This window comes from Modestobacter sp. KNN46-3 (genome assembly GCF_011039295.1).
The window spans coordinates 1-19,887 of sequence record NZ_JAAKGN010000083.1; the positions used below are offsets into that span (position 1 = coordinate 1).

Sequence of the window (19,887 nt, forward strand, 5' to 3'; positions counted from 1 at the left end):
CGCCACCCAGGCCGAGATCGGCCGGCTCTCCGAGGGCCGGGACGCCGCCGTGGCGGCCGAGGCCGTCGCCCTGCGCCGCCTCGAGCGCGACATCCACGACGGCCCGCAGCAGCGGCTCGTCGGGCTCCCTGGTTGGCCGCGGGCACAGGAAGTAGCCCATGCGCCGCACCGCAGTCCTCCCCCGTCCCGCTCGCGGCCCCGCCGTCCCGGCGCTCGCCCTGGTCACCGCCCTGGTGCTCGCCGGGTGCACCGGCTCGGACGACGGGGACTCTGGCGGCTCGGCCGACTCGGGTGGCTCGGACGACCCCGCCGTCGCCGGGGCCGTGACCGCGGCTCCGGATGCGGCGCGCACGCTCGTGCCCGACGCCGACCCGGTGGCCGCCGCCGTCTCGACCAGCCGGGCGCTGTACGAGAGCTCGGACGTGGCCGTCGTGGCCGGTGGCGGCGATGCGGATGCGGAGCTGCTGGGCGCGGTGGCGGCGGTGGGTCTCGGTGTGCCCCTGCTGCTGGGCTCCGACGACCCCGCCGACGTGCTCGGGGCGGAGCTCGACCGCCTCGGCGTGCAGACGGTTCTCGCCGTCGGCGACGACGCCGCCGACCTGGTCCCGGGTGGCTCGGACGACCTCGACGTCGTGGCCGTCCCCGCCGACGCCGAGGCGCTGGCGGAAGCGACCGGCCTGGACCTCGCCGAGCCCACGACCGTGCCCGACGCGGAGCGGGCGGCTGCGGTGGCCGGGCTGGCGCCGGACGCGCTGCCGGTCCTGACGGCGGAGGCCCCGCCGGCCCCGGCGAGCCCCACCGAGACGGCAGCGGAGGACTCGGAGACCGGTGCGTCCGAGACCGGGTCCGAGGCGTCGGAGACCGAGTCCGAGGCGTCGGAGCCGGCGGAGGCGACGGGGGAGCTGCCCGAGGTGCAGCGCCCCGAGCTGCTGGAGGACGTGGTGGTCCTCGCGAGCGGGGACGCGCAGTCGCTGGCCGGGATCGCGACGGCCCGAGCCGCCGGTGCCGAGGTGCTGCTCACCGGCGGGGTGGTCGACCCGCGCGGGTCGGCGGAAGTCGTCGAGCGCCTCGCCGCCGAGCCCACGGTCGTCGTGCTGGGTGCCGACCTGGCCGGGGCGCCGGGGATCGACTGGAAGCTGGACACCGTGGCCACCGGCACGCAGCTGCCCGGCGGCGGTCAGCTGCTGTTCCCCGAGCACACGCTGATCGCCCTCTACGGCATCCCCGGCAGCGGGGCCCTGGGCCTGCTGGGCGAGCAGGACCTGCCCGGCGCCATCGCGCGGGCACAGCAGTACGCCGACGAGTACCGGCCGCTGGTGGACAACACCGTCGTCCCGACGTTCGAGATCATCGCCACCGTGGCCTCGGCCTCGGCCGGCCCGGACGGCAACTACTCCGCCGAGCAGGACGTCGAGACGCTGCGCCCCTGGGTCGAGGCCGCCGGTGAGGCCGGCCTGTACGTGGTGCTGGACCTGCAGCCGGGCCGCACCGACTTCCTCACCCAGGCCAAGCAGTACGAGCCGCTGCTGACGCTGCCCTACGTCGGGCTGGCGCTGGACCCGGAGTGGCGGCTGAAGCCGGGTGAGGTGCACCTGCGCCAGATCGGCCAGGTGAACATCGACGAGGTGAACCAGGTGGTCACCTGGCTGGCCGACCTGGTCCGGGAGAACGACCTGCCGCAGAAGCTGCTGGTGCTGCACCAGTTCCAGGTGCGGATGATCGTCGACCGCGAGCGGCTGGACACCTCCCGTGACGAGCTGGCGATCCTGGTGCACGTCGACGGACAGGGCTCCCAGCCGGCCAAGCAGACCACCTGGGAGGTGCTGCACCGCGGCGCCCCGGAGCCGCTGTACTGGGGCTGGAAGAACTTCATCGACGAGGACGAGCCGATGATCTCCCCCCAGGAGACCATCGAGACGGTGCAGCCGACCCCGGAACTGGTCACCTACCAGTAGCGAGGAGAACGAGTCCCTTCCGCGGAGGCGTGTTCGGTAGGGTTCCTCGGCGCCGACTCGGCGTCCGAACCCGCGGACGCCGTCGAAGGAGCAGGCTCTCTCGAACCGACGGGGCAGGCGCCGGTCGTCCAGATCCGTGTGGGACGGCACCATTCCAGGGGGACGACGACAGTGGTCGCGTTCCGCACCACGTCCGGCGGCAGAGCTCCTGCGGCGGACGAGAGGAACTCATGCCCGACCTGTTCATCGATGGAACGTGGCAGGACGCCGCCGAGGGCGGGACCCGGGAGATCCGGTGCCCGGCAGACGGGACCCTGGTCACCACCGTGTCGGAGGGGACTGCGGAGGACGCGGTGCGCGCGGTGCGCGCCGCTCGTCGCGCGTTCGACAGCGGCCCGTGGCGCGACACCACCGGCACCGAGCGCGGGCGGGTCCTCCACCGGGTCGCCGACCTGCTCGAGGAACAGAAGGACGAGGTCGCCCGGCTGGAGTCGCTGGACACCGGCAAGCGGCTGGTCGAGTCCGAGCTCGACGTGGACGACATCGCCGCGGTCTTCCGGCACTACGCGGGTCTGGCCGGTGCGGACGCCGGGCGGGTCGTCGACCCGGGGATGCCCGACGTCTCCAGCCGGATCGTCCGCGAGCCCATCGGGGTGTGCTCGCTGATCACTCCGTGGAACTACCCGCTGCTGCAGACCTCGTGGAAGGTGGCCCCGGCGCTGGCCGCGGGGAACACCTTCGTGCTCAAGCCGAGCGAGCTGACGCCGTCGACCGCGATCTGGCTGATGCGGGCACTCACCGAGGCAGGGGTGCCCGACGGCGTCGCCAACCTGGTGCTCGGCACCGGGGCGCACGTGGGTGTGCCGCTCACCGAGGCGCCCGAGGTCGACCTCGTCTCCTTCACCGGTGGCCTGGAGACCGGCCGGAAGATCATGGCCGCCGCCTCGGCGACGGTGAAGAAGGTCGCCCTTGAGCTGGGCGGCAAGAACCCGAACATCGTCTTCGCCGACGCCGATCTCGACGTGGCGCTCGACTTCGCCCTGACCGCCGTCTTCCTCGACTCCGGGCAGGTCTGCTCGGGAGGTGCCCGGCTGGTCGTCGAGGACACGATCCACGACGACTTCGTCGACGAGCTGGTCCGGCGCGCGGAGAAGATCCGGCTGGGCGGGCCCTTCGACCACGAGGCGGAGACCGGGCCGCTGATCAGCGCGGCCCACCGGGAGAAGGTCGAGGACTACGTCGCCGCCGGGCTCGCCGAGGGAGCGGTGCTCCGCGTCGGCGGCGGACGGCCGGAGGACCCGGAGCTCGCCGACGGGTTCTTCTTCCTCCCGACCATCTTCGACGGGTGCCGCACGGACATGCGTGTGGTGCAGGAGGAGTCGTTCGGCCCGGTGCTCACCGTGGAGACGTTCAGCGGCTCGAGCTCCGACGAGCTCGAGGACGCGGCCGTGGGGATCGCCAACGACACGATCTACGGCCTCGCCGGCGCCGTCTGGACCCAGAACGCCGGCCGCGCCGAGCGCGTGGCCCGGCGGCTGCGGCACGGCACGGTCTGGATCAACGACTACCACCCCTACGTGCCGCAGGCCGAGTGGGGCGGGTTCAAGCAGTCGGGGACCGGTCGGGAGCTCGGCCTCGCCGGCCTCGACGAGTACCGGGAGACCAAGCACATCTGGCACAACACCAGGCCGGCCGCGCAGTACTGGTTCGGCGAGCCCGCAGGGAGGGACGCATGAGCAAGTCCTACGACTACGTCATCGTCGGAGGCGGGTCCGCCGGATCCGCCCTGGCCAACCGCCTCAGCGCGGACCCGGCCACGACGGTCCTCGTCCTCGAGGCCGGGCGCAGTGACTTCAAGGTCGACCCGTTCATCCACATGCCGGCGGCGCTCCCGTACCCGATCGGCAACCGCCTGTACGACTGGAAGTACGAGTCCGAGCCGGAGCCGCACATGAACGGCCGCCGGGTGTTCCACGCCCGCGGCAAGGTCCTCGGGGGCTCCAGCAGCATCAACGGCATGATCTTCCAGCGCGGCAACCCGCTGGACTACGAGCGCTGGGCCCGGGAGCCGGGCATGGAGCAGTGGGGCTACGCCGAGTGTCTGCCCTACTTCAAGCGCATGGAGACGTGCCTGGCCGGTGCGGACCAGTGGCGTGGTGGCTCCGGCCCGATGGTCATGGAGCGTGGGCCGGCGAAGGGCCCGCTGTTCGGTGCCTTCTTCGAGGCCACCCAGCAGGCCGGGCACCCGTTGACCGACGACGTCAACGGCTATCGGCAGGAGGGGTTCGCGCCGTTCGACCGCAACGTCCACCAGGGCCGTCGGCTCAGCGCCTCCCGCGCCTATCTGCACCCGGTGATGAGCCGGCCCAACCTCACCGTGCACACGCTCTCCCACGTGACCGGCGTGCGGGTGCACGGTGGCCGCGCCGTCGGCGTCGACTACCTGCGCGGCGGCACGTTCAAGCGCACCGTCGACGCCGGTGAGGTGGTCCTGTGCGGAGGGGCGTTCAACTCCCCGCAGCTGCTCCAGCTGGCGGGGATCGGGAACGCCGCGGAACTGGAGCAGCTGGGCATCGAGTGCGTCGCGGACCTGCCGGGCGTGGGGGAGAACCTGCAGGACCACCTCGAGGTCTACATCCAGTACGCCAGCAAGCAGCCGGTCTCGATCGCGCCCTGGCTCAAGCACCGGCACAAGCCGCGGATCGGTGCCGAGTGGTTGTTCCTGCGTCGGGGCGTCGGGGCCTCGAACCACTTCGAGGCCGGGGGCTTCATCCGCAGCAACGACCAGGTCGACTACCCGAACCTGATGTTCCACTTCCTGCCGATCGCCATCCGGTACGACGGGACCCGACCGGCCCCCGAGCACGGGTACCAGGTGCACATCGGGCCGATGTACTCCGACGTCCGCGGCACCGTCAAGATCAAGTCCACGGATCCCTTCGAGCACCCCGCACTGCGGTTCAACTACCTCTCGACGGAGAGCGACCGCCGCGAGTGGATCGAGATGGTGCGTGCGGCGCGCGACATCCTCGAGCAGCCCGCGTTCGCGCCCTTCAACGCCGGGGAGATCTCGCCCGGCCCGTCGGTCGAGACCGACGAGGAGATCCTGGACTGGGTCGCCCGCGACGCCGAGACGGCGCTGCACCCGTCGTGCACCGCCAAGATGGGCACCGACGACAGGAGCGTGGTGGACCCTTCGAGCATGCGCGTGCACGGTGTCGAGGGGCTGCGCGTCGTGGACGCCTCGGTGATGCCCTTCGTGCCCAACGGCAACATCTACGCCCCGGTCATGATGCTGGCGGAGAAGGCCGCGGACCTGATCATGGGGAACGAGCCGGCGCCGCCGCTGCACGTGCCGTACTACCGCCACCGTGACGGGATGCCCCTCCACCCGCCGGGCGACCCCCGGAACACGGTCCTCGCCGGGCAGACGTCATGAGCGAGCAGACCGCCGCGGCCGAGGGGTCGACGACGGCTGGGCCGTCGGCGCGGATCAAGAAGCCGGTGTTCTACGGCTCGGCGGCCGGGGTCCTGATCGTGGCCGCGTGGGCCATCGTCGCCCCGACGGCGGCGGCGGACGCCATCGGGACCCTCGTCGGGTGGACGTCGGAGTGGTTCGGCTGGTTCTACATCCTGCTGGCGACCGCTGTCCTGGTCTTCGTGATCTTCCTCGGGGTGTCCCGGTACGGGCGGACGAAGCTCGGCCCGGAGCACTCGACGCCGCAGTACAGCACCTTCGCCTGGGCCTCGATGCTCTTCGCCGCCGGGATCGGCACCGACCTGATGTTCTTCGCGGTGGCCGAGCCGGTGACGCAGTACCTGGCGCCGCCGGTCGGGGAACCCGAGACCGTCGAGGCAGCGCGTGAGGCGACGGTCTGGACGCTCTTCCACTACGGGATCACCGGGTGGGGGATGTACGCGCTGATGGGGATGGCGCTGGCCTACTTCTCCTACCGGATGAACCTGCCGCTGGCGATCCGGTCGGCGCTGTACCCGATCTTCGGCAAGCGGATCAACGGCGCCCTGGGCCACACCGTCGACCTGGCGGCCGTGCTCGGCACGATCTTCGGTGTCGCCACCTCGCTCGGCATCGGTGTCGTCCAGCTCAACTACGGCCTCGACCTGCTGGTCGGGATCCCCGAGGGCCGCGCGGCCCAGGTCGGGCTGATCGCGCTGGCCGTCGGGATCGCCACCATCTCGGCGGTCAGTGGGATCGACAAGGGGATCAAGCTCCTCTCCCAGCTCAACGTCCTCCTCGCCATCGGTCTCGCGGCCTTCGTGCTGATCGCCGGCAACACCGTGTTCCTGCTCAACGCCCTGGTGCTGAACATCGGTGACTTCGTCAGCACGTTCGGCGACCTCACCCTGCAGACGTTCGCCTTCGACCGGCCGGTCGACTGGCTGAACGGCTGGACGCTGTTCTTCTGGGCCTGGTGGATCGCCTGGGCGTCGTTCGTGGGGCTGTTCCTCGCCCGCATCTCCCGAGGCCGCACCATCCGGCAGTTCGTGGCCGGCACGATGATCATCCCGTTCACCTACATCCTCATGTGGGTGTCGATCTTCGGGAACAGTGCGCTGGACCGGGTGCGCGGCGGTGACGAGGCCTTCGGCGAGCTCGCGATGAACACCCCCGAGCGGGGCTTCTACACCCTGCTCATGGAGTACCCGGTGTTCCCGCTGACCGCGGCGGTCGCCACCTTCGTGGGCCTGCTCTTCTACGTGACCTCGGCCGACTCCGGTGCGCTGGTCATGGCCAACCTGTCCTCGGAGCTGAGGACGCCGCAGGCCGACGCAGGCAAGGGCGTGCGGATCTTCTGGGCCGTGGCCACCGGCCTGCTCACCGCCGGGATGCTCATCGTCGGTGGGGTGCCCGCCCTGCAGAACGCCACCATCGTCATGGGGTTGCCGTTCGCCTTCGTGATGGTGCTGGTCATGGTGTCGCTGTTCAAGGCGCTGCGGGTGGAGGCCAACCGCACCGCCAGCCACGCCCAGAGCCTGCCGGGGCGGCTGTCGGGACGCACCCCGATGGCCGGGGACCGGCGCGGTGGGCGGACGTGGCGCACCCGGCTGAGCCGAGCGATGTCCTTCCCCGGCAAGGCCCGGGTCGACCAGTTCCTCGACGAGGTGGCGGAGCCCGCGCTGGAGGAGGTGGCGACGGAGCTGCGCGCCGAGGGGGTCGAGACCGAGGTGCGCCGCGAGACCGACGAGCTCGGGTGGACCCACGTCCAGCTGGTGGTCGATCTCCGGGGCGACTACCCGTTCGACTACCGGGTCCAGCCCGAGGAGGTGCCGATGCCGGTCTACGGACCGGCCTCACCCCGCGGGGACGACACCTACTTCCGCCTCGAGGTCCACATGCGGGAGGGCGGCCAGGGCTACGACATCATGGGGTACACCCACACCCAGATCATCGACGACGTGCTCGACCAGTACGAGCGGCACCTGGAGTTCCTGCGCCTCCAGGAGTCCGGCACGACGTCCTGACGGGTTCGGTCGCCGCACGATCGCGTGCGGCGACCGTCCCCGTGCGTCTTACTTCTGTCGGTCCCCTCGGGCAGGATCGTCCCCGGAACAGCCCAGCCGGGGAGGAGCCCGTGATGACCGGTGCGATCGTCGAACGGCCGGACGTCGGTCAGGTCGCTGAGCTCGAACCGCGGCTGGCCGAACACCGGCGTGAGCTGACCGGGTACTGCTACCGGATGCTCGGGTCCTCCTTCGATGCGGAGGACGCCGTCCAGGAGACGATGGTCCGGGCCTGGCGGTCGCTGGACCGGCTGCAGGGCAGCGGGGCACTGCGTTCCTGGCTGTACCGGATCGCCACCAACGTCTGTCTCGACGCCCTCGATGGCCGCAAGCGCCGGGCGCTCCCGGTCGACCTGTCCGACGAGTCCTCGGCCCCCGTGCCGGCGTCGCTGGCCGGGGTGCTGGCCGACGGGGCGTGGGTCGAGCCGGCGCTGGACCGCAACGTCCTCCCCGTCGGGGGCGACCCGGCCGACCTCGCCGTGCAGAAGGAGTCGGTGCGGCTGGCCTTCGTCGCCGCGCTGCAGCTGCTGCCGCCGCGGCAGCGGGCCGTGCTGATCCTGCGGGACGTGCTGCGCTGGAAGGCCGACGAGGTGGCGGCGCTGCTCGAGACCTCCGTCGCGGCCGCCAACAGTGCGCTGCAGCGTGCCCGGGCCACCCTCGCTGCGGCCCAGGCCCGGGAGAAGGCCCCCGACCGGGACGTCGCCGCCCCGGACGCCGAGCTGCTGGCCCGGTACCTGGACGCCTTCCTGCGCTACGACATCGAGGCCCTGGTCGCGCTGCTGCACGAGGACGCGGTGATGGACATGCCGCCGTACGCGATGTGGCTGCGCAGCGCCGCGGACATCGGCACCTGGTTCGCCGGCCCCGGTGCGGAGTGCCGCGGCTCGCACGTGGTGCCGCTGGAGCTCAACGGGAACCCGGCCTTCGCCCAGTGGCGGCCCAACGGGCCCGGCGGCGCGCACCGGCCGTGGGCCGTCCACGCGCTGACCATGGCCGACGGGCGGATCACCCGGATGACGGCGTTCCTCGACACCCGGCTGTTCGGCCTCTTCGGCCTGCCGCACGACCCGGCGGCCTCGACGGCTGGTTGACGCTCACCGGTTCCGACGGCTCTGCACGGACACGATGACGCCGGTGGCCAGCGCCGCGGCGGCCACGAGCAGCAGCGCCGGCGGGTAACCGACCTGCGGTGCGGCCAGGGCGAGCAGGAATGGGATGGCCAGCCCTGAGTACGCCAGCGAGTAGTAGACGGCGACCAGCCCGCCCAGTTGCTCCGGGGTGGCCAGCCGTTCCACCTCGCGCAACCCGCCCACCAGGCACACGCCGTACCCGACGCCCAGCACCAGCGCCGCCGCCACGACCGGAAGCAGGCCGGGACGGGCGGTGGCCAGCGCCGCGGCCAGCACGCCGGTCGTGACCGCGGCCAGTCCGAGGACCATGGCCCGGGCGTCCCCGCTGCCGAGCAGGTGCCGGCCCCAGCGTTGGCCGCCGAGGCCGGCGCTGAGTGCAGCAGCCGCCAGGAAGCCCGAGAACGCCACGCCGATCCCCGGGAGCGGTCCCACACCGTGGGCGGGGAGCGTGGTGAAGACCAGGGTCACGCTGCCGAACACCCACGGGGCCATCGGCGCGACGACCCGGCGGAACCGGCTGGTCCTCGCCGCTGCCGGGATCAGCTGCCACCGGCCACCCGAGGAGGCCGGACGCGTCTCGGGAGCCCGGGGCAGCAGCGCGAGCGCCGTGCCCCCGAGGGCCAGGTGGAGCAGGTAGGGCAGGACCGTGGGCAGCGGCGCCCACTGGGCCAGCAGGCCGGCGACCAGCGGTCCGACACCGAACCCGGCGGTCAGCGCCAGTGCCGCACGGCGTGCGGCCGCACCGGGGGCTCTCCCGGACAGCTCCTTGATCCACGCCGTCCCCACCGTGAACACCGTGCCGGAGACGACCCCGGTCAGCAGCCGGCCCGCGTAGAGGCCGGCCGGGCCCCAGCTTCCGGTGATCAGCACCACGGTGGCCAGCAGCGAGACCGCGGCGAAGCTGATCATGATGCGGCGCCGGCCGTAACGGTCGCTGGCCGGACCGCCGACGAGGAAGCCCGGCACCAGCCCGACGGCATAGACCCCGAAGATCGCCGTGGCGCTGGCGTCGGACAACGCCAGGTCGTGGCGGTAGACGGCCAGCAGCGGCACGAACTGGTTCGCGCCGTAGCCGACCGCGAACATCGCCAGCGCCGGCCAGCGCCACGCCCCGCTCGCCCGCTGGCCGGGCGCACCGGCCCTGGAGGTCACCGCAGCTCCTCCAGGGCCGGGCGCAGCAGCGTCAGGCCGCCTGGTCCAGCGTCGGGTAGTCGATGTACCCGGCGTCGGTGCCCCCGTAGAAGCTGCTCTCGTCGGCGAGGTTGAGGTCGGCGTCGACCTCGAGCCGGCGGACCAGGTCCGGGTTGGCGATGAAGGCCCGGCCGACCGCGACGAGGTCGGCGCGCCCGTGGGCGAGCAGTGCGTCCAGGTTGTCCGTCGTCGTCGCCAGGCTGAAGGCCGGGTTGACGATCATCGGCCCCGACCAGGCGCGGCGGATCTGCTCGGTGACGGCCGGCGGCCCCTCCACCACGTGCAGGTAGGCCAGCCCGAGCGGCTCCAGACCCGCCACGACCGCGGCGTACACGTCCTCGGTCTCGTGCTCCACGATGTCGTTGAAGCTGTTGGCCGGGGACAGCCGCACCCCCACCCGCTCGGCGCCCACGGCGCCGGCGACGGCAGCGGTCACCTCGAGGAGGAACCGGGCGCGGTTCTCGGCCGAGCCGCCGTAGCGGTCGGTGCGCTGGTTGGTGCCCTCGGCGAGGAACTGGTGCGGCAGGTAGCCGTTGGCGCCGTGCACCTCGACACCGTCGAAGCCACCCTCCTCGACCGCGAGGCGGGCTGCCTCGGCGAACTCGGCGACGACGGCCTCGACCTCCTCGGTCTCCAGCGCGCGCGGCTCGACGAAGTCCTGCAGGCCCTCGGTGGTGAACACCTGGCCGGCCGGGCGAACTGCCGACGGTGCGACCGGGCGGCCGCCGTCCGGCTGCAGCGAGGGGTGGGAGATCCGCCCGGCGTGCATGAGCTGCAGGTAGATCCGACCGCCCTGCTCGTGCACGGCATCGGTCACCCGGCGCCAGCCGGCGGCCTGCTCGGCGTTGTGGATGCCCGGGGTGTTCGGATAGCCCTGCCCGACGGCGCTGGGCTGGGTGCCCTCGGTGACGATCAGCCCGGCTCCGGCGCGCTGGGTGTAGTAGGTGGTCATCGACTCGGTCGGCACGCCGTCGGCAGCCGCCCGGTTCCGGGTCATGGGGGCCATGACCAGCCGGTTGCGCAGCTGGAGGCTGCCGAGGGTGGCGGGGGAGAAGAGCGAGGACGTCATGGGAGAACTCCTTGGTGCGTTGTCGGATCAGAGGCTGGAGTGGCCGGCGACGGCCTTCTCCAGCTCCGGCTTGAGGCCGGCGAGCTGCCGGTCCAGCGAGGCCGGATCGGTGCGGTTGGCGTCGATCATCTGCGCGCGGCGTTCGCCGCCCCGGACGACGGTGAGACTGCCGTCGGCCATCCCGGCGATCGTCGCCGCAGCGACCTCGTCGGGGGTCTCGTAGACGAACCCGTGCTCGGGGCCGGCCTGCGAGCTGGCCATCATCGGCGTGCTGGTAGCACCGGGGAACACGGTGAGCACGTGGACGCCCTCGCCGTAGAGCTCACGGCGCAGCGATTCCCCGAAGTGTGCGATGCCGGCCTTGGTGGCCGCGTAGGTGGCGTAGAACGGCATCCCCACCAGTCCGATGCCGGAGGAGACGTTGACGACCAGGCCGTTGCCACTGGCCCGCAACGCCGGCAGGGCGGCGCGCGTCAGCAGGATGGGCGCGGTCAGGTTCAACGCGATCTGGGCAGCCACCTCAGCCTCCTCGATCGCATCCAGGCGGCCGGCGCGGACGTTGCCGGCGTTGTTCACCAGGACGTCGATGCCGCCGAAGTGCTCGTGCGCGGCAGCGACGGCGGTGGCCGCAGCCCCCGGCTCGGTCAGGTCTGCGGCGACGACCGAGGCCTGGCCGCCGCGCTCGCGGACCAGGTCGGCGACCTCCTCCAGCGGCTGGGAACGGCGGCCCACCAGGGTCAGTCGCGGTGCGTGGTCGGCGAGCTGCAACGCGAGGCTGCGGCCGATGCCGGTGGCGGCACCGGTCAGCAGGATCGAGCGGTTCTGCAGGTCCATCTGGTGGTTCCTCTCAGCGGGATGTCCGCGGATCAGCTGTGCTCTTTGGCGTAGCGGACGAAGCCGACGACGTCGTCGGGCACCAGGCGACCGATCGCCCCGGAGGAGTAGACGGCCGTCAGGACCGTGCCGTCGGGGGCCAGGACGAAGCCGGTCGACTGCAGGTACCGGGGCTCGTCGTTGACGTAGGCGCCGAGGTCGGCGGCCACCTGATCGGGGTCCGCGCTGTGCGCGACGGGGAAGTTCAGCCGCCGCTTCTCGACCAGCTCGGTCGAGGTCTGCTCGTCGTCGACGGACAACGCGACGACCTTGATGCCGGCGGCGGCGAGGTCGTCCTTGGCCCGGGAGAAGGACGACAGCTGGGCGTTGCAGTACGGGCACCAAGACCCGCGGTAGATCAGGACGACGCCGAAGTCGCCGGCGAGGTCCTCCGGCAGGGAGGTCCCTCCACCGCCCACCAGCGGCAGCTGTAGCGAGGGGAAGGGCTGGCCGTTCTCCAGTCGGGGCACGGGTCACTCCTGTCGTGGCGTGGATGGGACGGTCGGGTGCTGTCGGGTGCAGCAGTGGACCGATCAGTCCAATTCCCGCGTATCATGATCGTCATGCACACGACGGGTGATCGATCCGCGGAACCGGCGCTGACCGCGCGCGGGCAGGCGACCCGGGAGCGCATCGTCGCCGCGGCGGCCCAGCTCATGCACGAGCACGGTGTGGCCGGGACCAGCCTGGACGACGTCCGTGCCGTCACCGGAACCAGCAAGTCGCAGCTCTACCACTACTTCGCCGACAAGTCCGCGCTGGTCGGCGCGGTGATCGGGCGGCAGGTGGGGCGGGTGCTGCAGGTCCAGCAGCCGGAGCTGGACGACCTGGGCTCCCTGGCGGCGCTGCGGCGGTGGCGGGACCGGATCCTGGAGGTCAACCGGCACACCGGCTGTGTCGGGGGCTGCCCGCTGGGTCGGCTCGCCGGCGAGCTGGTCGAGTCCGACCCGTCGGCTCGCGCAGACCTGGTCGCCGGGTTCGGCGAGTGGCGGGAGCACCTGGCCGTCGGCTTGCGGGCCATGCAGTCCCGCGGCGAGTTGGCCGGCCAGGCCGATCCGGAGACCCTGGCTCTCGGGCTGTTGGCCGCGGCCCAGGGAGGGCTGCTGCTCGCGCAGACGCACCGTTCGGTCGAGCCGCTCGAGGCGGCCCTGGACCTCGCGCTGGCGGGCATCGCCGCCCAGGTGGTGGTCTCGGGCGACCGATGACCAGCGGGGCGGCGGCGCTCCCACCCCCCGGCGGGCAACACGTCTGCCTCCAGCCTGCTCACCGGCAGCCGGCCGTCGGCGGCATCACGTCCCCACTTCCCGGTCGAGTGCGAAGAGCTGGCCCACCGTTTCGGCCCCGGAGGCACTCAGCCGCGGACGACCAAGAGCGGAGCCCTGGTACGCCCTCTCGGGTTCGTGGCGAGCGCCACCCGGCGGATCAGAGCCGCCGGATGTCGGCTTCCACGGCTTCGAAGGCCTTGCGGGCGGCGATGAGCACGGGATCCCAGACCGGGGCGAACGGGGGTGCGTAGGACAGGTCCAGGGAGAGGATCTGATCGACGGTCATCTCGTTCCAGATGCAGACGGCCAGGGCGTCGATGCGCTTGGCGGACCCGGCGCGCCCGACGACCTGAGCGCCCAGCAGCCGTCCGCTGCGCCGCTCGGCGATCATCTTGAGCCGGATGGGTTGGGCGCCGGGGAAGTAGCCGGCCGTGGTGGTCGAGTCGACCGAGGCCGTCACGAACGAGTAGCCGGCGAGCTGGGCCTCCTGGCTGGACAGGCCGGTGCGCGCGACCTCCAGATCGCACACCTTGGTGATCGCGGTGCCGATCACGCCGGGGAAGGTGGCATAGCCCCCGCCGATGTTGATCCCGGCGACCCGGCCCTGCTTGTTGGCGTGCGTGCCCAGCGCCACCACCATCCGCTGGCCCGACAGCCGGTGCCGCGACTCCACGCAGTCACCGGCCGCCCACACGCCCTCGGCCTCGGTGTGCATCCGGGCATCGACGGCGATGCCGCCGGAGATCCCCAGCGGTATCCCGGCCTCCTGGGCCAGCCGGACGTCGGGCCGCACCCCGAGGCCGAGCACGACCAGATCGGCGGGCAGTTCCCGGCCGCCCGCGGTCTGCACCGCGCGGGCTCGTCCGTCGGTACCGACATCGACGGCGACGACCCCCTCGGACAGCACCAGCTCGATGCCCTCGGAACGCACGGCGTCGGCGATGAACTCCCCGACGTCGGGATCGAACGTGCCGACCGGTGTGGCCGAGCGGTCCACCACGGTGACGTGCAGGCCGCGGACCCGGCATGCCTCGGCGATCTCCAGCCCGATGTAGCCCCCGCCCACCACCACGACTCTGCGCACCCGGCCGCTGGCGAGTTCGGCGCGCAGCGCCACGCCGTCATCGAGGATCTGGACGCCGTACACCCCGTCGGCTTCGATGCCGGGCACTGGCGGGCGCATCGGCACGCTGCCGGTGGCGTAGACCAGTTCGTCGAACGGCTCGCTGCCGGCCCTCCCGCCGTCCCGCTCCCGCCAGGTGACCGTCCGGCGATCCAGGTCGATGCCGGTCACCTCCGTGCGCATCCGCACGTCGATGCCCATGGCGCGGTGCTGATCCGGTGTGCGGGCGATCAGCGCGGCCTCGTCCGGCACCGTGCCGCTGATCCAGTAGGGGATCCCGCAGGCGGAGTAGGAGGTGGCGCGGCCGCGCTCGAACATCACGACGTCCAGGTCGGCGCAGCGCTTCTTCGCCTGGGACGCCGCGCTGCCGCCCGCGGCGTCCCCGCCGATCACCACCAGTCGCCACCTCACAGCCGGACTGTATGCCGCCGCCACGTGCTCAGGCAGTCCCGCAGGGCGGCCCAGGCTCGGGGGACGCCGGAGATGCTGAGCTGCTGGTCAGACGGCGCAGTCCTGGACCAGCGGCAGGAGCCGTCGTCCTGTCGCAGGCGGGCGAAGGTCTTGACCGAGCCGCCCGGCTTCGGCCGGCGGTACCTCCGAGACGCCGAGCAGCAGGTCCGGTGAGTGCCGAGGTCGGCTCCGGCCGGGTGTCAGTGGTGGAGCCGTGAACGATGATCACGGCGGGCTCTCGTCGGTGCAGGGCTCGCGCACGGAGGTGAGCCCTCGCGGGCCATGTGCGGTGCCCCCCACAGGCTGGGGCCGGCGCAGCAGCCCGGACCGGACGACGATGGCGTAGCGGACGCTGGCCTGCTCGAGACCCGCGTCGGATGGCCGTATGCGCCCGCTCGTGGCGATCTGCTCATGGCGATCTGCTCGGGAAGCAGATACGGGCTGCCGTTGCCGGCTGGGCCTCCATGCGCGGACACGTGCGCCGGTGAGCGCGTGGAGCGGGTGACCGGGATCGAACCGGCATGGCCAGCTTGGAAGGCTGGGGCTCTACCATTGAGCTACACCCGCATGCGTACCGCGGCAGCCTAACCCGTGCCCGCGCGGCGGTGTCCGCAGGCCGTCGGCCTAGACTCGCCGGTGGCCACGGGGTGTAGCGCAGCTTGGTAGCGCACCTGCTTTGGGAGCAGGGGGCCGCAGGTTCAAATCCTGTCACCCCGACACCGCCGCGAGGTCTGAAAGACTCGCGGGCACGATCGGCCGCCGTCCCCACGGAGGCCGCGCCCACCCCCGTCGTACCTGAGGAGCACGCCGCTGTGAAGAGCACCATCGAGAACCTGGGCCCGACCCGGGTCCGGCTCGCGATCGAGGTGCCGTGGAGCGACCTGGACCACGCCTTCGGTGAGGTCTACAAGGAGCTGGGCAAGCAGGTGCGCGTTCCCGGCTTCCGCCCCGGCAAGGTCCCGAACCGGGTCCTGGACCAGCGGATCGGCCGCCCGGTCGTGCTGGAGCAGGTCGTCCAGCACGCCGTCCCGGAGGTCTACTCCGAGGCCATCCGGGAGAACCAGGTCCGCGTCATCAGCCAGCCCGACGTCGAGGTCACCCGCCTCGAGGACGGCGAGGCCCTCGCCTTCACCGCCGAGGTCGACGTCGCCCCCACCCTCGAGCTGCCCCCGCTGGACTCCCTGGCGGTGACCGTCGACGACGTCGAGGTCACCGACGAGGAGATCGACCAGCAGATCACCGTCATGCGCGAGCGCTTCTCCACCCTCTCCGGTGTCGAGCGCGCCGCCGAGGACGGCGACTTCGTCTCCATCGACCTGGAGGCCACGCTCGACGGCGAGGTGCTCGAGGACGGCAGCACCACCGGCATGTCCTACGAGGTCGGCTCGGGCAACCTGATGCAGGGCCTGGACGAGGCCGTGCGCGGGCTGTCCGCCGACGAGAGCGCCACCTTCTCCACGGCCCTCCTCGCCGGCGACCAGGCCGGTGAGATGGCCGACGTGACCGTCACCGTCCGGTCGGTCAAGGCCAAGGAGCTGCCGGAGCTGGACGACGAGTTCGCCTCGATCGCCAGCGAGTTCGACACCCTGGCCGAGCTGCGCGAGGACGTCCGCACCCGGCTGGCCCGCACCAAGGTGCTGCAGCAGGGCGGACAGGCCCGCGACAAGCTGGTCGAGCACCTGCTGGAGACCATCGAGGTCCCGGTGCCGGAGAAGCTGGTCGAGCAGGAGCTCAGCTGGCGCAGCCAGGCCATGGAGCGCGAGCTCCAGCAGGCCGGCATGGACTGGGACGCCTACTTCTCGATGGCCGAGGTCGAGAGCCGCGAGGCCTACGACGCCGAGATGCGCGAGAACGTCGAGAAGGCGGTCAAGACGCAGTTCGTGCTCGACTCCATCGCCGACGCCCGCGAGGTCACCGTCGACAACGAGGACCTCTCCGCGCAGATCATGGCCCAGGCCCAGCGCAACCGGGTCAGCCCCGAGCAGTACGCCCAGCAGCTCCAGCAGGGCAACAACATCGCCGAGTTCGTCGCCGACGTGCGGCGCACCAAGGCGCTGGCCCAGCTGCTGGAGGAGACGACGATCACCGACGAGTCGGGCAACGTCGTCGACCTGGAGGCGCTGCGTCCGCGCACCGTCGCCGCCGACTCGGCCGACGCCGAGGACGACGCTGCCGAGGCCGCCGAGGCCGAGGTCGTCGAGGCCGAGGTCGTCGAGTCCGACGCGGTCGAGTCCGACGCGGTCGAGGCGACCGACACCGAGGAGACGGCCGGCAAGGCCTGACCCACCGCGACACCCTGCGCCGCCCGTACCCCGTTGGGTACGGGCGGCGCTGTCGTTCCGGCGTGCCGTCCGGGTCGGCGCCTCGCAGGTCGGCGCCGGTGCCGCTGCGCCCACGGCGAACACCGGCCCGCGCCGGGAGGAACCGGTCGGGGGTGCGCGTTAGGGTCGACGTGACACTCAGGCAACCCTGAAGGACGACCACACGAGGCCGCACTGACGACCGGCACCGAGGGTCGTCCGCAGCGTCGTCGGTCGCCCCCGACCACCGGCCAACCCGTTCCACGAGACCGACTGCACCGCAGTCCTACGGAGGTCACCGCACCCGTGAGCAACTCAGACCTGATCACCGCCAGCGCGCCGCTGATGCGCGCCGGCGGCTCGATGATGAACCTCAACGACTCGGTCTACGAGCGCCTGCTGCGTGAGCGGATCATCTTCCTCGGCAGCCAGGTCGACGACGTCATCGCCAACCAGCTGGCCGCGCAGATGCTGCTGCTGTCCGCAGAGGACCCCAAGCGCGACATCCACCTCTACATCAACTCGCCCGGCGGCTCCGTCACCGCCGGCATGGCGATCTTCGACACGATGCAGTTCATCGACTGCGACGTCGCCACCTACGCGATGGGCCTCGCCGCCTCGATGGGCCAGTTCCTGCTCACCGCCGGGACCAAGGGCAAGCGCTACTCGCTGCCCCACACGCGGATCCTGATGCACCAGCCCTCGGCCGGCGTCGGCGGCACCGCCTCCGACATCGCCATCCAGGCCGAGCTCTTCCGGAGCACCAAGCACCAGCTCAACGAGCTGCAGGCGCAGTTCACCGGGCAGACGGTCGAGCAGATCGAGAAGGACTCCGACCGCGACCGCTGGTTCACCGCGCAGGAGGCCCTCGAGTACGGCTTCGTCGACCACGTGGTGACCCGCGCAGAGTCCATGACCTCGACCGACAACCCGGTCACCGACGGACCGGAGAAGTGACCATGAGCAGCAGCTTCGAGATGCCCTCCAGCCGGTACATCCTGCCCTCCTTCGTGGAGCGCACGAGCTACGGCATGAAGGAGTCGAACCCGTACAACAAGCTCTTCGAGGAGCGCATCATCTTCCTCGGGGTGCAGGTCGACGACGCCTCGGCCAACGACGTCATGGCCCAGCTGATCACGCTGGAGTCCAACGACCCCGACCGTGACATCACGATGTACATCAACAGCCCCGGTGGCTCGTTCACCGCGCTGACGGCCATCTACGACACGATGATGTTCGTCCGCCCCGACATCCAGACCGTCTGCATGGGCCAGGCCGCCTCCGCGGCCGCCGTCCTGCTGGCTGCCGGGACGAAGGGCAAGCGACTGGCGCTGCCGTACTCCCGGGTGCTGATCCACCAGCCCTCCGGCGAGGCCGGCGGTCAGGTCACCGACCTGGAGATCCACGCGCGGGAGATCGAGCGGGTGCGGGTGCAGATGGAGAGCATCCTGGCCCGGCACACCGGGCAGTCGCAGGAGCAGGTCCGCAAGGACATCGACCGGGACAAGATCCTCACGGCCCAGGAGGCCATGGAGTACGGGATCGTCGACCAGGTCATCCAGAGCCGCAAGCTCAACGCCCTGCCGGCCTGACGCAGTGATGGGACGGCCGAGGGTGCGCGTGTCGCGCTCTCGGCCCGTACCGTTCTCCCATCCGGCGTCCCGGTGTCCTCCGGACGGCTCAGCCGGGTCGCGGGGGAGGGCCGGGACGGGTGTTACGGGCCGGGCGACCCGGGTGAGTTCCTGCCCGGGAACGTCGGATCAGCCGGGTAGGTTCGGCGAACGCCCGATCCCCGGTCCACGACCGCAGGGGCACCGGACGCCAGCGGGAAGGGCGTCGACGAGGGCATGACACAGCACGAACCAACGGGACCGCAGCAGCGTCGTCCCATTCGAGGTGGAGGTCAGCCAGGTGGCACGTATCGGTGAGAGCGGCGACCTGCTCAAGTGCTCGTTCTGCGGGAAGAGCCAGAAGCAGGTCAAGAAGCTCATCGCTGGCCCTGGGGTGTACATCTGCGACGAGTGCATCGACCTCTGCAACGAGATCATCGAGGAAGAGCTCTCGGAGTCGTCGGACCTCAAGTTCGACGAGCTGCCCAAGCCCAAGGAGATCCACGACTTCCTCGAGCAGTACGTCATCGGCCAGGACCAGGCCAAGCGCACGCTCGCCGTCGCCGTCTACAACCACTACAAGCGGGTGCAGGCCGGCGGCACCGACCGGGGCCGTGACGAGGGCGTCGAGCTCGCCAAGTCCAACATCCTGCTGATGGGCCCGACCGGCTGCGGCAAGACGCACCTGGCGCAGACGCTGGCCAGGATGCTCAACGTGCCCTTCGCGATCGCCGACGCCACGGCGCTGACCGAGGCCGGTTACGTCGGCGAGGACGTCGAGAACATCTTGCTGAAGCTGATCCAGGCGGCCGACTACGACGTCAAGCGCGCCGAGACCGGGATCATCTACATCGACGAGGTTGACAAGATCGCCCGCAAGAGCGAGAACCCGTCGATCACCCGGGACGTCTCCGGCGAGGGCGTGCAGCAGGCGCTGCTCAAGATCCTCGAGGGCACGACCGCGTCGGTGCCTCCGCAGGGCGGGCGCAAGCACCCGCACCAGGAGTTCATCCAGATCGACACCACCAACGTGCTGTTCATCGTCGGTGGCGCCTTCGCCGGGCTCGAGGAGGTCATCGAGGCCCGTACCGGCAAGCAGGGCATCGGCTTCGGTGCCGAGGTGCGCGGCAAGGCCGAGGTGGAGAAGGCCAACGCCATCGCCCAGGTCATGCCCGAGGACCTGCTGAAGTTCGGCATGATCCCCGAGTTCATCGGCCGCCTGCCGGTGATCACCACGGTGCAGAAGCTCGACCGCACGGCGCTGATGAACATCCTCACCGAGCCGAAGAACGCCCTGGTGCGCCAGTACCGCCGGCTGTTCGAGCTCGACGGGGTGGAGCTGGAGTTCACCGACGACGCGCTCGAGTCGATCGCCGACCAGGCCATCCTGCGGGGCAC

General features: G+C 71.5%; 15 protein-coding genes and 2 tRNA genes. 11 read left to right on the forward strand and 6 right to left on the reverse strand.

The window, feature by feature from the left end:
• Nucleotides 1–158: 158 nt before the first annotated feature.
• From G5C62_RS16575 to G5C62_RS16595, 5 genes are all read left to right on the forward strand, one after another.
• Nucleotides 159–1,955 (forward strand): hypothetical protein, encoded by a 1,797-nt coding sequence (locus G5C62_RS16575; RefSeq protein WP_164701850.1) that lies wholly within the window; start codon nucleotides 159–161, stop codon nucleotides 1,953–1,955.
• A gap of 230 nt (nucleotides 1,956–2,185) precedes the next feature.
• The gene (locus G5C62_RS16580; protein ID WP_164701851.1) at nucleotides 2,186–3,691 is read left to right on the forward strand and encodes an aldehyde dehydrogenase family protein; all 1,506 of its coding nucleotides are present in this window, start codon (nucleotides 2,186–2,188) and stop codon (nucleotides 3,689–3,691) included.
• Nucleotides 3,688–5,394, forward strand: coding sequence for a choline dehydrogenase (betA, locus tag G5C62_RS16585; protein WP_164701853.1), 1,707 nt, complete (start codon nucleotides 3,688–3,690; stop codon nucleotides 5,392–5,394). Before G5C62_RS16580 ends, betA begins: the two co-directional genes overlap by 4 nt.
• Complete coding sequence (betT, locus tag G5C62_RS16590; protein ID WP_164701855.1) at nucleotides 5,391–7,439, forward strand: choline BCCT transporter BetT; 2,049 nt, start codon at nucleotides 5,391–5,393, stop codon at nucleotides 7,437–7,439. Before betA ends, betT begins: the two co-directional genes overlap by 4 nt.
• 113 nt (nucleotides 7,440–7,552) lie before the next feature.
• Nucleotides 7,553–8,569, forward strand: coding sequence for a sigma-70 family RNA polymerase sigma factor (locus G5C62_RS16595; protein ID WP_164701857.1), 1,017 nt, complete (start codon nucleotides 7,553–7,555; stop codon nucleotides 8,567–8,569).
• Between the two features lie 3 nt (nucleotides 8,570–8,572).
• Here G5C62_RS16595 and G5C62_RS16600 read toward each other — a convergent pair whose 3' ends face one another.
• Genes G5C62_RS16600 through G5C62_RS16615 form a run of 4 tightly spaced genes read right to left on the reverse strand, consistent with a single transcriptional unit; the run spans nucleotide 8,573 to nucleotide 12,211 of the window.
• Nucleotides 8,573–9,760: an MFS transporter gene (locus tag G5C62_RS16600; protein WP_036338189.1), complete on the reverse strand. Its 1,188-nt coding sequence runs from the start codon at nucleotides 9,758–9,760 to the stop codon at nucleotides 8,573–8,575.
• Nucleotides 9,761–9,791: 31 nt separating this feature from the next.
• Nucleotides 9,792–10,868: an alkene reductase gene (locus G5C62_RS16605; RefSeq protein WP_036338186.1), complete on the reverse strand. Its 1,077-nt coding sequence runs from the start codon at nucleotides 10,866–10,868 to the stop codon at nucleotides 9,792–9,794.
• Nucleotides 10,869–10,895: 27 nt separating this feature from the next.
• Nucleotides 10,896–11,702 carry an SDR family oxidoreductase gene (locus G5C62_RS16610; RefSeq protein WP_164701859.1) on the reverse strand — a complete coding sequence of 269 codons (807 nt, stop codon included), beginning with the start codon at nucleotides 11,700–11,702 and terminating at the stop codon, nucleotides 10,896–10,898.
• 32 nt (nucleotides 11,703–11,734) lie between these two features.
• Nucleotides 11,735–12,211, reverse strand: a complete 477-nt coding sequence (locus G5C62_RS16615) for a peroxiredoxin family protein (RefSeq protein ID WP_164701861.1) — start codon at nucleotides 12,209–12,211, stop codon at nucleotides 11,735–11,737.
• Between the two features lie 93 nt (nucleotides 12,212–12,304).
• Here G5C62_RS16615 and G5C62_RS16620 point away from each other — a divergent pair, with 93 nt between their 5' ends.
• Nucleotides 12,305–12,946 carry a TetR/AcrR family transcriptional regulator gene (locus tag G5C62_RS16620; protein WP_164701863.1) on the forward strand — a complete coding sequence of 214 codons (642 nt, stop codon included), beginning with the start codon at nucleotides 12,305–12,307 and terminating at the stop codon, nucleotides 12,944–12,946.
• A 217-nt stretch (nucleotides 12,947–13,163) separates the two neighbouring features.
• Here the strand turns inward: G5C62_RS16620 and G5C62_RS16625 are convergent, their stop codons facing one another.
• Together G5C62_RS16625 and G5C62_RS16630 are read right to left on the reverse strand one after the other, a co-directional pair.
• Nucleotides 13,164–14,540, reverse strand: coding sequence for an FAD-dependent oxidoreductase (locus tag G5C62_RS16625; RefSeq protein WP_164701865.1), 1,377 nt, complete (start codon nucleotides 14,538–14,540; stop codon nucleotides 13,164–13,166).
• Nucleotides 14,541–15,072: 532 nt separating this feature from the next.
• Nucleotides 15,073–15,146 (reverse strand) — tRNA-Gly (locus G5C62_RS16630).
• A gap of 76 nt (nucleotides 15,147–15,222) precedes the next feature.
• Here G5C62_RS16630 and G5C62_RS16635 point away from each other — a divergent pair.
• The 5 genes from G5C62_RS16635 to clpX form a co-directional block, all read left to right on the forward strand.
• Nucleotides 15,223–15,296: transfer RNA gene (locus tag G5C62_RS16635), tRNA-Pro, on the forward strand.
• A 95-nt stretch (nucleotides 15,297–15,391) separates the two neighbouring features.
• The gene (gene tig, locus G5C62_RS16640; RefSeq protein ID WP_164701867.1) at nucleotides 15,392–16,861 is read left to right on the forward strand and encodes a trigger factor; all 1,470 of its coding nucleotides are present in this window, start codon (nucleotides 15,392–15,394) and stop codon (nucleotides 16,859–16,861) included.
• 363 nt (nucleotides 16,862–17,224) lie between these two features.
• The gene (locus G5C62_RS16645) at nucleotides 17,225–17,836 is read left to right on the forward strand and encodes an ATP-dependent Clp protease proteolytic subunit (RefSeq protein WP_164701871.1); all 612 of its coding nucleotides are present in this window, start codon (nucleotides 17,225–17,227) and stop codon (nucleotides 17,834–17,836) included.
• A gap of 2 nt (nucleotides 17,837–17,838) precedes the next feature.
• Nucleotides 17,839–18,471 carry an ATP-dependent Clp protease proteolytic subunit gene (locus tag G5C62_RS16650; RefSeq protein ID WP_036336713.1) on the forward strand — a complete coding sequence of 211 codons (633 nt, stop codon included), beginning with the start codon at nucleotides 17,839–17,841 and terminating at the stop codon, nucleotides 18,469–18,471.
• 319 nt (nucleotides 18,472–18,790) lie between these two features.
• Nucleotides 18,791–19,887 (forward strand): ATP-dependent Clp protease ATP-binding subunit ClpX (gene clpX, locus G5C62_RS16655; protein WP_164701869.1); only part of this gene is annotated, 1,097 nt, incomplete at its 3' end.

What these genes read in the sequence shown, in the direction of transcription:
- G5C62_RS16575 (WP_164701850.1), top strand. Translation starts at nt 159, where the DNA reads ATGCGCCGCACCGCAGTCCTCCCCCGTCCCGCTCGCGGCCCCGCCGTC.
- G5C62_RS16580 (WP_164701851.1), top strand. Translation starts at nt 2,186, where the DNA reads ATGCCCGACCTGTTCATCGATGGAACGTGGCAGGACGCCGCCGAGGGC.
- betA (WP_164701853.1), top strand. Translation starts at nt 3,688, where the DNA reads ATGAGCAAGTCCTACGACTACGTCATCGTCGGAGGCGGGTCCGCCGGA.
- betT (WP_164701855.1), top strand. Translation starts at nt 5,391, where the DNA reads ATGAGCGAGCAGACCGCCGCGGCCGAGGGGTCGACGACGGCTGGGCCG.
- G5C62_RS16595 (WP_164701857.1), top strand. Translation starts at nt 7,553, where the DNA reads ATGACCGGTGCGATCGTCGAACGGCCGGACGTCGGTCAGGTCGCTGAG.
- G5C62_RS16605 (WP_036338186.1), bottom strand. Translation starts at nt 10,868, where the DNA reads ATGACGTCCTCGCTCTTCTCCCCCGCCACCCTCGGCAGCCTCCAGCTG.
- G5C62_RS16610 (WP_164701859.1), bottom strand. Translation starts at nt 11,702, where the DNA reads ATGGACCTGCAGAACCGCTCGATCCTGCTGACCGGTGCCGCCACCGGC.
- G5C62_RS16620 (WP_164701863.1), top strand. Translation starts at nt 12,305, where the DNA reads ATGCACACGACGGGTGATCGATCCGCGGAACCGGCGCTGACCGCGCGC.
- G5C62_RS16645 (WP_164701871.1), top strand. Translation starts at nt 17,225, where the DNA reads ATGCGCGCCGGCGGCTCGATGATGAACCTCAACGACTCGGTCTACGAG.
- G5C62_RS16650 (WP_036336713.1), top strand. Translation starts at nt 17,839, where the DNA reads ATGAGCAGCAGCTTCGAGATGCCCTCCAGCCGGTACATCCTGCCCTCC.